Raw genomic sequence first — 13,044 nt, 5'->3', positions numbered from 1 at the left:
CTACCCGATCTCGCCGAGGTCGAAGGCGACGTCGGCGAGCCGAACCGTCCGCACCTCCGGATCGTCGAGGAGCTTGCGCAGGTCGGCGAGTTTCCAGCGGTCGACGACGAGCCCGTGCACGACGCCCTCCTCGGCCGCCCCCGCGAGCCACCAGTCGCTCAGCTCGAACTCGCCGAGGTCGTCCCCCTCGTCAAGCAACCCGACCCACCTGCGGAACTCCGCCAGCGCCGCTTCGGGCTCGGTCTCGCACTGATAGGTGAGATCGGCCCGGATGTGGTCCTCGGTCATGTCACGGTTCCAGACGACCGCGTTCAACGAGGCCGGGTCAGTGGAATCGTCGTAGGAGGACGGGGAGTAGATGTAGGAGACGTCCGCCCCTCCGCAGATCCTGTGCCTCCGGTTAAAGGCGACGAGCCGCTCGGTGGTCATCGAGTGCGCGAACCCCACGACCGCGACGGCGTCGAGCGTCTGGGGAAGTCCGTCTATGGTCTTCCGGGCCTTTTCCGCCAGCTCCCCGTCGACGCCGGGGTCCGCCTCCACGGAATCGATCGCGCCGGCCAGGCTGCCGGACGGCCCGTCGAGGGAGGAGGCCCGGACAGTGCCGAACAGGTCCTCAACGATCTCGTATCCCGTCCCGCCCTCGCCGGGACCGGCCCGGCGCGGCTCCCCCCACAGCATGTAGGTCATCTCCAGCAGCCCTCCACCAGCACCGTAACCGTGCGACAGGCGCTTGTCCGGGTTCGCGACGCGGGCGGCCGTGCCGTACACCCGGGCCATCCGCTCGTTGTCGGAGTCGATGAACACCCACACAACCCGGTCGGCCGCGCTGAAGGCCAGGAACAGCGCCGCGGTGACGGCCAGGACCTTGGCAAGAGACCTGGCCACATACGCCCAGTCGGGTTCCCTCACGTGCAGCACCGCGCGCTCCTGCGATCTAGATCAAATCGGGTACGGCGCACCATATCTCCCCTGTCCGGAGCGCTGGCTGGGTGCTGAAGGCTCGATGCTTCGCCGGCCGCGCTGATGCGGGCCGGATGCGTGAGCGCGGTCCGGGCGCGGAGCGCCGCGGCGGGCTCAGCCGTTGACGAAGGTGAGGCTGGTCGCGTCGTAGCGGGTGCCCGCGACCTGCTCGGGCGGGGCGGCGGCCTCGATGGCGGCGAGGTCCTCGGTGGACAGCTCGACGGCCAGGGCCGCGAGGTTCTCCTCCAGGTACCGCTGCCGCCGGGTGCCGGGGATCGGCACCACGTCGTCGCCCCGGTGCTGCACCCAGGCCAGGGCGAGCTGGCCGGCGGTGACTCCCTTCGCCGCAGCCAGCTCGTTCAGCTTCGCGACGATCGCCAGGTTCCGTTCGAGGTTGCCGTCGGCAAAACGCGGCTGGCTGCGCCGCACGTCGGTCTCCGCCAGTCCCTCGACCGAACTGTACCGGCCGGTCAGGAAGCCGCGCCCGAGCGGGGAGAACGGGACCAGGCCGATGCCAAGATCGCGGCAGACCGGGGCGACCTCCGCCTCCAGGTCGCGGGTCCACAGCGACCATTCGCTCTGCAGCGCGGCGATCGGGTGCACCGCGTGCGCCCGCTGGATGGTTCGCGCGCCGGCCTCGGACAGCCCGAGGTGGCGGACCTTCCCGGCACGCACCAGCTCGGCCATGGCACCGACGGTCTCCTCGATCGGCACCTGCGGATCGACCCGGTGCTGGTAGTAGAGGTCGATGTAGTCGACTCCGAGCCGGCGCAGCGACGCCTCGCACGCCTGCCGCAGGTAGGCGGCGTCGCCGCGGATCCGGGTGGGCTCGCCCAGGCGGTTGGCGAAGCCGAACTTCGTGGCCAGCACCACCTCGTCGCGGCGCCCGGCGATGGCCCGTCCGATCAGCTGCTCGTTGTGCCCGGCGCCGTAGAAGTCGGCGGTGTCCAGGAAGGTCACCCCGAGGTCGAGGGCGCGGTGCAGCCCAAAGCGCAGAGCGGTAGAACGCGCCGTAGCACGAGGTCGGCCTCTTGTTGATCAAGGAAAAGGTGGAGGACCAGTGCTCGTGCGCCCTGCGGGCAGCACGATGCGCCGCCGCTTAGCGAAGGGCTTGTCCGCCCACAGCGGACGATGAAGGGAAAGGGGAGTGCCCGCTCCTTTCCACTTTCAACGTATAGCGCACCGGGGGGCTTGCGGCAAGACCCGGGTCGTGCTGCAGAATCGTCGGCCTAGGCCAGAACCTGCGGAAACGGGGACGCGAGGTGCGTGTGTTGTTGTCGACGTACGGGTCGCGTGGGGACGTCGAACCGCTGGCGGGACTCGCGGGGCGGTTGCGGGAACTCGGTGGGGAGGTGCGGGTGTGCGCGCCGCCGGACGAGGAGTTCGCCGCGGCGGCCGAGGGATGTGACGCGCTGGTGGCGACCGGCTTGATGCCGGCCGGCGCACGGTCGGTGGCCGAGAAACTGGGCATCCGCTACGTGTACGCGTGCTTCCATCCGTTCGAGCTGCCGTCGCCGCACTACCCTCCGTCGCCGCGGCCGGGCCGGCCGTTCCCACATGAGGTGACCGACAACCGGGTGCTGTGGGAGCTGGACGCCGAGCGCGTGAACGCGTTGTACGGCGAGGCCCTCAACAGCCACCGGGCGTCGATCGGCCTGCCATCGGTGGACAACGTCCGTGACCACGTCTTCACCGACCAGCCGTGGCTGGCGGCAGACCCGACCCTGGGCCCGTGGGAGGAGCTGACGGATCTCGACGTCGTGCAGACCGGGGCGTGGATCCTGCCGGACGAACGCCCACTCCCGGAAGAGTTGGAGGCGTTCCTGGACGCCGGCACACCACCGGTGCACGTAGGCTCACTGATTTTCTTAGAAATCCTTAGTGATCACGGTTTGATCGCAGCAGACCTCGCTCGCCTTACCAGGGCCTCCAGGCGTCTCCGTGCTGCCGAATGAGTGGGGGTGATTCGGAGACGATGGTGGTGACGGAGGTGGCCGTCAACGCCCGTCGACGTCCATGCATCGCTCACCTGTTCGACACCGGGTCTAGAGGATGGTAGTCTGATGGTCACTCAGAGTGAAAGTCGGTGGGCGGGGGTGCATGGTGGTGCGGGGATGCCGGTTCGCTCAAGCGGGTGTGCCGACCGCGCCCAGCGAGCCCGCGGGGCAGGCCTTCAACAGGGACGGGGGCTGCTGGTGAGGCGTAAGCCGCCGCTCGCCCCAGGTGAGACCACGCAGACGGCCTGCGCCCGCGCACTGCTGCGCGGCGGTGTGGACGAACTCAGCGGCGAGCTGCTGTCGCCGGGCGTGCTGGCGATGCGAGTCGGCTGGTGCGCGGAGCTGGTATCCGGCATCACACAGGCCCTGCTGGCCGAGCACTGGAACAGCGCCGACGTCGCGCAGCTGGCCTCCGGTGTGGACGCGGGCGGGCAACGCCTGCCGTCGCAGGCGTGGATGGCGCTGCGCCGGTTGGGCTGGACGGCCGGCCCGCCGCAGGGCGTGCGGGTCAGCGACCGGATCGTGCGTATGGCCCAGGAACAGGCTGGACGGCTGCTGCGCTCCGCGCAGTGGCGGGCCGAGCTGACCGCTGGGGTACTGACCACCTGGCCCGCCGATGCGTCCAAGCGCACCACCGAGGAGTGGCAGCAGGTACGTGCCGCCCTCCCCGACGGCCGGCACCTGCCCTCCAGTGTCATCAGGGCCCGCACCCGGCAGATCGCCGCTTACGCGCAGGCCACCCGGCGGCTGCCAGCCGATGTGTTCGAGCTGGAGGGCGCGCCCCGGGCGGCGCGGATGCTGCTGCTGGCCGCCTGCGACCGCCAGCAGGCCACCCTCGAACGCTCCGACACCGACCCGCGACAGGTGCTGCTGCGGCTCCAGTTGCCCACTCGGGCCGACCCGCGCGCGTACGCGGACTGGACCTGGGTGGCCTGCCCGATCACCCTGCCCGCGATCGTTCCCACCTCGGCGGTGCTGCACCTGCCCACCCTGTGCCTTCAGGGCCAGAGCGTACGCGCCGAGGTGGCCTTCACCCACGCCGTCCCGCAAACCCGCCGCAGCGGGCACACGGTCGCGCTCGGCGTGGACTGGGGCCTGAACACACTCCTCAGCGCGGGCGCCGCCCGGCTGCACCCCGATGGGCGCATCACCACGCTCGGCGCCGGGGCCCGCTTCCACGCCGCCGGGGTACTGGCCAAACAGCACCGGCTGCGCCGCCTGTCCGAACGCCTGCACGCCAAGACCGACCAATACCAGCGGCTCGCCGACCAAGACGCCCCGCACACGGAACTGTCCGGCAAGCACGATGTGCTGCGCCGCGAGATCGGGCACGTGTCCGCACGCCGCTCCCACCTCAACGACGCCCTCGCCTGGGCAGCCGCCCGCTGGGCCGTCGACCAGGCCATCGCCGCCCGCGCCAGCGTGATCTACCTGGAAGACCTCCGCTCGCTGGAAGCCACAGGCATGGGCCGCACCCTCAACACCCGCCTGTCGCAGACCGTGCGCGGCCAGATCGCCGACCACATCCGGCACCTGGCCGCCCAGACCGGCATCGCCGTGGTGACGGTCCCGGCCAAGAACACCTCCCGGCACTGCCCGCACTGCTTGTGCCCGCTACGGCACCGCAAGGCCCCCGACCGGCCCACCACACCGGGCTGGGCGTGGGCCCTGTGCCCCAACCCCGGCTGCAGCTGGCAGGGCGACCGCGATCAGGGCGCCTGGCGCCGGATCGCCGCCCGCGGCCTGGCCCACCAGACCAAAACCGTGGTGGACCGCGGCACCGGCCAGATGACCATTCACAACGTGGTGGACACGCTCGAAGCGCGGGCGGTAATCCCCCCCGCCGCTGCCATGACCAGCCGGGCGGATCGGTCGAAGACCGGACCGACCCGGCGCCGCACCACACGCCCCGCGCCCAGGCGACGCGGGGCACCCTCCCCAGCACGGCCTGTCGGCCGGGCCGGCCAGCGTCCGGAGGGGCACGCACCAACGGGCCGGGACCGGCTGCCCCGCGCAGCCCACCGGCACCAGGGCGTGACGACGATCAGCACCCCCACCAGACGGCGGCATCGGCCGCGCGGCGCGGCGTTAGGCGCAGGTTTCCACCTGCACGCTCACACCACCCCGCCACGGTGGGCCCCACCCATGCCAGACGCTACGACTGACATGGGATCGCTAAGCTGATTAGAGACGCTTCGGCAGCATGCCCATGCGCGCCTCGACGGACGCCGCCCAGGTGGCCATCGAGGCGATCCGCACAGGGCCGCCGCGCCCGGGCCGGCGCGCCTCAGGTGGTGGTACCCCAGATCGTGGACCAGCCGTACTGGGCCGGCCGGGTGGCCGAGCTGGGCATCGGCGCGGCACACGACGGTCCGACTCCGACCCTCGAGTCCCTGTCAGTCGCGCTCAGAACGGCACTGACCCCCGCATTGCTCGTCATGGCCGCCAGGTTCGCCATGCCGGTCCAGCCGCCTTGCTACGCGCAGTGGTTGCAAGCGACCTCAGATCGGAGCTGATGACGTGAACCCGCTGACTACCAGCGCGTTTGACCTTCCCGACCACCTTTCCCCCAAGGCCGACCCGACGCTGATCGCCGGCGATGAGCAGCACTTCGCGGCCATCGCGGAGAGCCTCGAGCAGTCGATCGCCGACCTGTCCGGCCGCCTCGATGCCGAGCGCAAGGCGCCCGGCGGCAAAGGCCGGCAGGCGATGGACCGGGACATGGAGATCCACCGGCTGACCTCTCGCCTGCGCGCGCTGCGTCGCTTCGGTTTGGACCTGTGCCTCGGACACATGGTCAGCGCGGACAACCCCGAGCCCGTGTACGTCGGACGACTTGGCCTTACGGACAGCGCGGGTCGTCGGCTGCTGCTCGACTGGCGCTCCCCCGCGGCTGAGCCGTTCTTCGGAGCCACCCACGCCAACCCGATGGGTCTGGCAAGCCGCCGCAGGTATCGCTGGACCCGCGGCCGGATCAGCGACTACTGGGACGAGGTGTTCACCTCGGACGGGCTTGTCGGGCACGCCGCGCTCGACGACCAGTCCGCCTTCATCGCCAGCCTGGGCAGCAACCGGTCGGCCCGGATGCGAGACGTGCTCGGCACCATCCAGGCCGACCAGGACGCCATCATCCGCGCGGGATCCCGCGGCGCTCTCGTCGTCGACGGCGGTCCGGGTACGGGGAAGACCGTCGTCGCTCTGCACCGCTCCGCCTACCTCCTCTACTCCGACCCTCGCCTCGGTCACCGCCGGGGCGGCGTGCTGTTCGTCGGTCCGCACCAGCCCTACCTGGCCTACGTCGCCGACGTCCTCCCCAGCCTCGGAGAGGAGGGCGTGCAGACCTGCACCCTGCGGGACCTCGTCGCCGAGGGAGCCGCAGCAGCGATCGAGGCCGACCCGGACGTGGCCCTCCTGAAGTCGTCCGCGAACCTGGTGAAGGCGATCGAGCCGGCCGTCAGGTTCTACGAGAACCCGCCCACCAAGGGGATGACGGTCACGACCCCCTGGTCGGACATCGGGCTGAGCGCCGACGATTGGGCCGAGGCGTTCGAAGCATCAGAACCCGGTACTCCGCACAACGAGGCACGCGACCAGATCTGGGCGGAGCTGCTCACGATCCTGGTGGACAAGCACGACGGCGACGCCCCGGCTGACCTGCTCCGCAAGTCGCTGCTGCAGAACAGGGAGCTGCTCACGACCTTCAACCGCGCGTGGCCGCTGATCGAAGCGGCTGACCTCGTCGGAGACCTGTGGTCGGTACCCGCCTACCTGCGGATGTGTGCTCCCTGGCTCAGCCCCGATGACGTTCGGAAGCTGCAGCGCGGGGACGCCCAGGCCTGGACGGTGTCCGACCTGCCGCTCCTGGACGCAGCACGGCAGCGGCTCGGCGACCCGGAGGCGGCACGGCGTAAGCGTCGGCACAACGCCTCTGTCGCCGCCGAACGCGAGCGCATGGCCAACATCGTCGACGCGCTGCTCGAGGCCGATGACGACGGTGAAGGTGTGGTGACGATGCTGCACGGACAGGACATACGGGACGCCCTGGTCGACGAGACCGCATCGCCCAGCGCCGAACCGGACCGGCTCGCCGGCCCATTCGCGCACATCGTCGTGGACGAGGCTCAGGAACTGACCGACGCAGAGTGGCAGATGTTGCTGCTCCGCTCCCCGTCCCGGAGCTTCACCATCGTCGGGGATCGCGCCCAGGCCAGGCACGGGTTCACGGAGTCGTGGCAGGAACGGCTCGAGCGGATCGGGCTCGACCGGATCAACCTGGCCTCCCTGAGCATCAACTACCGGACGCCGGAAGAAATCATGGCGGAAGCCGAGCCGGTCATCCGAGCCGTGCTCCCGGACGCCAACGTGCCGACCTCCATCCGCCGCAGCGACGTCCCCGTCGTACACGGGTCTGCTTCGGATCTGAGCTCGATCCTCGACACCTGGCTCGCCGCGCATGCCGACGGGATCGCCTGCGTCATCGGCGATCCCACGTTCCGGGCGACGTCCCGTGTCCGGTCGCTGACCCCGGAGCTGTCGAAGGGGCTCGAGTTCGACCTGGTCGTCCTCATCGACCCGGAGGCGTTCGGCAAGGGCATCGAAGGAGCGGTCGACCGCTATGTCGCGATGACCCGAGCGACCCAGCAACTCGTCATCCTCACGAGCTCCTGACGTCGGCCGTCGTCGTGCGCCACGGCGGCACGGGCACGACGCGACGGCCGGCCGGTCGTTGCAGGCGGGCCTTATCCGGGCTGGTGTGCGGGTGTCCGTACCGCCCTCGGCATGCCGTGCAGTAGATCCCCCACGGTGGCGCTGGTGGTGGTCTCGATGGTCACCTTCTCCTCTTCATCCTCATGAGGACGCTCGTACGGCGGGGTTCGTCCTCCCGGCATGCACGGCGGAGGCGTGGTCGCGTACCAGGTCGTGGAGCCGATATCGGCTGAGGGCGGGCTCCTGCAGGAGATGAACGTCCGACAGCTGGTCGAGGAGCCGTCTGGCCTGGAGCGCCGTCGTGTCCAGGAGGACGGCGGCCGCGTCGACGCCGAAGTCCGCACTGGTGCGCGAGCCCAGCAGCCGGTATGCGCGTCGTTGGTCAGGAGAGAGCCTTCCGTAGGACAGGTCCAGGGCGGCGGTGACGCTGTGTCGTCCGGCCTTCAGTTCGGCCAGCGGGTCGTCCGCCAGCCGGTCCAGCAGATGCCGCACGCTCCAGGCGGGATGCGTGCGAAGCCGGACGGTGGCGATGCGGATGGCGAGGGGCAGCAGCCCGCAGCGCTGCACGACCTCGGCGAGGACGTTCAGCGGCGCGTCGGTGACACGCTCCCGCCCGGCCATGCGGGTGAACAGGGCGACCGCCTTCGCCACCGACAGGGTCTCCAGTGACAGGCTCCGTGTCTCGCCCAGGCAGGTCAGACGGCGACGGCTGGTGACGATCACCCGGCAGCCCGGGCCGGCGGGCAGCAGCGGATGGATCTGGTGTTCGTCGGCGGCGTCGTCCAGCACGATCAGGACCTTGCGGTCGGCCAGCACACTGCGGTACAGCGCGGCGCGGTCATCGACATGCCCGGGAATGTGCTCGCCGGGGACGCCGAGTGTGCGGAGCACGCGGGCCAGGGCCTCACCCGGCTCGACCGGTGTCATCGCCTGGGCATGGCCGTGGAGGTTCACGAACAGTTGCCCGTCGGGAAATCGGGGCGCGAGCCTGTGGGCGGCGTGCACGGCCAGCGCCGTCTTGCCTGTTCCCGCCATGCCGTCGAGGGTGACGACCGTCACCGTGTTCGCGCTCTGGTGCCCCTCCAGAACGGCCAGTTCGCGCCCTCGTCCCACCAACGCCGCGACATCGGCGGGCAACTGCCGGGGAATGGTCACCGCTGCCGGATCATCGCGTTCGGCGGGAGCCGGCAGGCCGCGAGTGGCGGCGGCCAGCGTAGCCCGCTCTTCGGTGTCCAACTCCAGCGCTTTTGCCAGCAACAGAATCGACCTGGTACGAGGCTGCCAGAGCGCGCCGGTCTCCAGCCGGCGAACGGTCCGGACGTTGAGGCCGGCCTTGTCGGCGAGTTGTTCCTGGGTCAGGATCGCCCGTTCCCGCCATCCGCGCAACAACGCCCCCAAAGGCAGCTCAGCACCGCGTACCGGGCGGAAAGTGTCTCCCTCAGGCGTCCAGCCCGCGATGGCTGGAGCCGGCCCTTTCGTCGAGGCGATGATCGGCACCTCTTTCTCTCGTCGCTCCGCCGGTGAAGAAAGCACGGCCATCGAAACTGTTTTCGCGCTGTTCAGGCCACTGGTCGGACGACATTGGACGAAATCGGACGGCAGGCGGGCCGGACAATCGCAACTCGCGATGATTTACGGCTTGTCATCCGTCATCACCGGATCCCCGCCCAACGGCACCTACTGACCGGAATGTGATTGATGGGCATACCGCGATTAGCCAGAATGAGCACCATGGGCGAGCGGGAGGAGAGCGGCCACCAGTGGCCGCGGGCACGACCGCAGCGGGGAACGCCGACAGACCTTCGGCCGCCCCGGATCCGCGGCGAACCGCAGTCGTCCGACCCCTCGGACGAGCTGTGCCCCTACCAGGGTCTTGTGCCGTTCGAGACGGGCAAGGCCGAGCTGTTCTTCGGACGCACGCGGGCCACACGCAGCCTCCTCGAACGCCTGGGACGGCGCCTGACGGAGCACGGGTCCATCCTGATGGTCTCGGGCGCCTCCGGAGTGGGCAAGTCGTCGCTGTTGCGGGCGGGGGTGATGGCGGCGCTGGCGGACGGAGGTCTGCCGATCACCGGCTCACGGCATTGGCCGCGCCTGCTCATCACGCCGACCGCGCAGCCGTTCCGCGCGCTCGCCGAGGCGTGGGCCCGGACGTTCGGCGGGCGCGTCGAGACGGTGACCGGACGATTACGCGACGATCCGCGGCGGGCGCTGTCCGAGACCCTGCCCTCGGAGGGCCGTCTCGTCCTGGTGGTCGACCAGTTCGAGGAACTGTTCACCCTGGTGACCGACGAGCAGGAGCGCCAGTCGTTCGTGCGAGCCCTGCAGGCCATGACCGAGGGCCCGCGCGGCGCGGGAGTGGTCGTCGGTGTGCGCGCGGACTACTGGAACCGCTGCGCCGCCTACCCGCAGTTCGCCGAGGCCATCCAGGACGGTCAGGTCATCGTCGAGCCGATGACGGAGCCGGATCTGCGGCTGGCCATCACCGGTCCCGCGGCCGCGGCGAGCCTGGAGATCGAACCGGGTCTGGTGGAGACCATCCTCGGCGAGCTGGGCGCCGGGGATCGTGATGAGGCCGGGACGCTGCCCCTGCTGTCGCAGGCTCTCCGCAACACCTGGGAAAGACGCGAGGACGGCGCCCTCACCGTCCGGGGTTACGAGGAATCCGGCGGGGTCCGCGACTCCGTACGACGTACGGCCGACGAGGTGCTCGAACGGCTGCCGCCGGAGGACCGCAAGAGCGCGCTCAGGCTCTTCCGGCGGATGACAGTGATCACCGCGGGCGGGCAGGTGGCGCGGCGCAGGGCGACGCTGGCCGAGATCCACGCCGCCGCGTCCGCGCACTCGGCGCAGCGGCGCGAACAGGTCGAGGCGCTGCTGTCCGCGTTCGCCGGCCGGCGCCTGCTCACCCTGCACGAGGACACCGCCGAGATCGCCCACGACGCGCTGCTGGCCGCCTGGCCCACCCTGCGGCAGTGGCTCGAACCCGACCTCGCCGCGCAGGAGGTGTACGACCGGCTCCTGGACGCCGCCGCGCAGTGGGCCGAGAACCACCGCGACCCCGCCTTCCTGTACCGGGGCGCGCGGCTGCTGGCCGTCCAGGACAGCCGTCCCCGCTGGGACCGCGACCCCGACAGCTTCCCCCCGCCCGGTCCCACCGCCGAGGGCTTCATCGCGGCGTCCACGCGGGAGGCACGGCGAGCGAGCCGGCGCCGCCGGCTCGTCATGGCCGGCCTCGCGGTGCTGTCGGTGCTCGCCCTCCTCGCGGCCGGCGCCGCCGTCGACGCGGCGAACGAGGCCGAGCTGCACCGCCAGGAGGCGATCTCCCGCCAGCTCGCGGCGCAGAGCGAGGTCACCGGCGACCCCGCCATGGCGTCGATGCTGGCCGTGGCGGCGTGGCGGATCTCCCAGACGGACGAGGCCCGCAACCGCGTGCTGTCCGCGGCGACCGGCACCGGCCGGGGCACCTTCAGCGGGGACACGAGAGGCCTCACGGCGCTGGCGTTCAGCCCCGACGGCTCGATCATCGCGACGGGAAGCGACGACGGCACCACGCGGCTCTGGGACACGGCGTCGCGGCGGCGGCTCGGCGCCCCGATCACCCGTCCCAAGTACGAGTGTTCAAGCGTCGACCTGGGCTTCAGCCCCGACGGCCGGACTCTGGCCGCGGCCTGTTACGACACCGTCCGGTTCTACGACGTGGCCACCCTTCGCGAGGTGGGCGCCCCGCTGAAACCCGGGTCGGTCGTGACGGCGTTCGCGTACAACCCGGACGGGAAGACCTTCGCGACCGGGAACAGCAAGGGCGTCATCCGGCAGTGGGACGTGGCCACGCACCGCCCGTACGGCGCTCCCATGGTCCACCCCCACGACGGGCCGGACCACACGCATCCCATTCACAGGGTGACGTTCAGCCGGGACGGGGCGACCCTGGCCACCGCCGGCGACGACGGGACCGCACGGCTCTGGGACGCCGCCACCTCGCGCCGGCTCGGCGCCCCCTTCACCGGGCACACCCAACCCGTCACCGACGTCGCCATCAGCCCCGACGGCACCGCCCTCGCGACCGTGAGCTGGGACCGCACCGGCCGGCTCTGGGATGTGGCCACGCGTAGGCAGACGGGCCGGCTCAAGGACCGCACCGCCGGTTACCACTCGATCGCCTTCAGCCCCGACGGCACGCGGATCGCCACCGGCGGGGACAGCGGCCGCACCGTCGTGTGGGACACGGCCAGCCGGCAGCAGCTGTTCGCGCTCGCCGACAACTTCAGCGGTGTCGAGGGCGTGGCGTTCAGTCCGGACGGGAAGCTGCTCGCCGCCGCCGGCGGCGACGGTGTGGTACGGCTGGCCGACCCGCAGATCCACCAGCAGATCGGGACCCGCATGCCCGCGCAGGCGGCCGTCGCGCTGAGCACCGACGGACGGACCCTGGCCACCGGAGTGCCCGGCGAGAAGAACCCCGCGATCCAGCTTTGGGACGTGGCCACCCAGCGTCCCCTCGGCCCTCCGCTGATCCCCAAGGGTGCGCGACGCGCGGTGTACCACCTCGAATTCACTCCCGACGGGCGGATGCTCCTGACGTCCCATCCGGACGGTCTGCGGCTCTGGGACGTCGCGGGGCGCCGCGAGCTCGTCCATGACGGGACGCTCAAGGGCGTGGCCAGGATCAGCTCCGACGGCCGGTTCGCCGCCGTCGACCAGGATCAGGCCATAGCGTTCTGGGACATCGCGCGCCGCCGGGAGACCGGGCCGCGCATCCGCGTGCCCGGCCACACCGACGTCATCACGGCGATGGCGATCAGTCCCGGCGGCGCGCTGGTGGCGACCACGGGCTTCGACAACCGGGTACGGCTCTTCGACGTGGCCACCCGCCGCGAGATCGAGGGCCCGCAGATCGCGGGCGGCGGCGGCATCGTCAACGCCCTGGCGTTCAGCCCCAACGGCCGGAAACTGGCCATCACGGCCGGCGACCACAGCGTCCGGCTCTGGGACGTGGCGCGCCGCCGCCCGGAGGGCGTCGGCCTGATCGTCAAGGACGGCATCACGAACACGCTCGCGTTCAGCCCGGACGGCGAGGCCCTCGCCACCGGCCTCACCACCGGCGATGTGCAACTATGGGACCTGAGGACGTACCGGCGGCTGGGCCTCCCGATGACCGGTCACACGAGCGGCGTGACCGCGGTCGTCTACGGCAGGGACGGGACGACCGTCGCCTCGGTCGCGGGCGATGACACCGCGCGGCTGTGGAACGTCCGCACGCCCCCCGACCTGGTGGCCGCGGCGTGCGCCAACGCGGGCCGCTCCCTCACCCGGGAGGAATGGGAGAATCTCATGCCGCAGGAGATATACCGCCGGACGTGTCCGTGACCCCTGGACCCAC

General features: G+C 71.1%; 8 protein-coding genes and 1 pseudogene. 6 read left to right on the top strand and 3 right to left on the bottom strand.

The window, feature by feature from the left end:
• The gene (locus EJK15_RS10865) at window positions 1-918 is read right to left on the bottom strand and encodes a hypothetical protein (protein WP_138710244.1); all 918 of its coding nucleotides are present in this window, start codon (window positions 916-918) and stop codon (window positions 1-3) included.
• Window positions 919-1,074: 156 nt separating this feature from the next.
• Window positions 1,075-1,968 (bottom strand): annotated as a pseudogene (locus EJK15_RS10860) (aldo/keto reductase); the annotation flags it as partial.
• Between the two features lie 254 nt (window positions 1,969-2,222).
• On the opposite strand from EJK15_RS10860, the gene EJK15_RS10855 reads away from it, so the two are divergent.
• The 4 genes from EJK15_RS10855 (at window position 2,223) to helR (ending at window position 7,625) form a co-directional block, all read left to right on the top strand.
• Window positions 2,223-2,915 (top strand): glycosyltransferase, encoded by a 693-nt coding sequence (locus tag EJK15_RS10855; protein WP_206060783.1) that lies wholly within the window; start codon window positions 2,223-2,225, stop codon window positions 2,913-2,915.
• 240 nt (window positions 2,916-3,155) lie between these two features.
• Window positions 3,156-5,141: a transposase gene (locus tag EJK15_RS10850; RefSeq protein ID WP_138710242.1), complete on the top strand. Its 1,986-nt coding sequence runs from the start codon at window positions 3,156-3,158 to the stop codon at window positions 5,139-5,141.
• 107 nt (window positions 5,142-5,248) lie between these two features.
• Window positions 5,249-5,473, top strand: a complete 225-nt coding sequence (locus EJK15_RS74355) for a hypothetical protein (protein ID WP_240776891.1) — start codon at window positions 5,249-5,251, stop codon at window positions 5,471-5,473.
• Window positions 5,474-5,477: 4 nt separating this feature from the next.
• Window positions 5,478-7,625 carry an RNA polymerase recycling motor ATPase HelR gene (gene helR, locus EJK15_RS10840; RefSeq protein ID WP_138710241.1) on the top strand — a complete coding sequence of 716 codons (2,148 nt, stop codon included), beginning with the start codon at window positions 5,478-5,480 and terminating at the stop codon, window positions 7,623-7,625.
• Between the two features lie 180 nt (window positions 7,626-7,805).
• On the opposite strand, the gene EJK15_RS10835 is transcribed toward helR, so the two are convergent.
• Window positions 7,806-9,161, bottom strand: coding sequence for an ATP-binding protein (locus EJK15_RS10835; protein ID WP_171074231.1), 1,356 nt, complete (start codon window positions 9,159-9,161; stop codon window positions 7,806-7,808).
• Here EJK15_RS10835 and EJK15_RS70425 point away from each other — a divergent pair.
• Window positions 9,151-9,348, top strand: coding sequence for a hypothetical protein (locus EJK15_RS70425; protein ID WP_171074230.1), 198 nt, complete (start codon window positions 9,151-9,153; stop codon window positions 9,346-9,348). The two genes, EJK15_RS10835 and EJK15_RS70425, sit on opposite strands and share 11 nt — an antisense overlap.
• 47 nt (window positions 9,349-9,395) lie before the next feature.
• Window positions 9,396-13,031, top strand: a complete 3,636-nt coding sequence (locus EJK15_RS10830; RefSeq protein WP_138710239.1) for an nSTAND1 domain-containing NTPase — start codon at window positions 9,396-9,398, stop codon at window positions 13,029-13,031.
• Window positions 13,032-13,044 lie beyond the last annotated feature (13 nt).

This window comes from Nonomuraea basaltis (assembly GCF_005893125.1).
GTDB lineage: Bacteria > Actinomycetota > Actinomycetes > Streptosporangiales > Streptosporangiaceae > Nonomuraea > Nonomuraea basaltis.
The sequence above is the reverse complement of the archived record's forward strand: the minus strand, read 5'-3'. Positions and strand labels throughout refer to the sequence as shown.

Bases quoted from the DNA above. Each gene is read 5' to 3' on its own strand.
- EJK15_RS70425 (WP_171074230.1), top strand. From the start codon at position 9,151: ATGATCGGCACCTCTTTCTCTCGTCGCTCCGCCGGTGAAGAAAGCACG.
- EJK15_RS10830 (WP_138710239.1), top strand. From the start codon at position 9,396: ATGGGCGAGCGGGAGGAGAGCGGCCACCAGTGGCCGCGGGCACGACCG.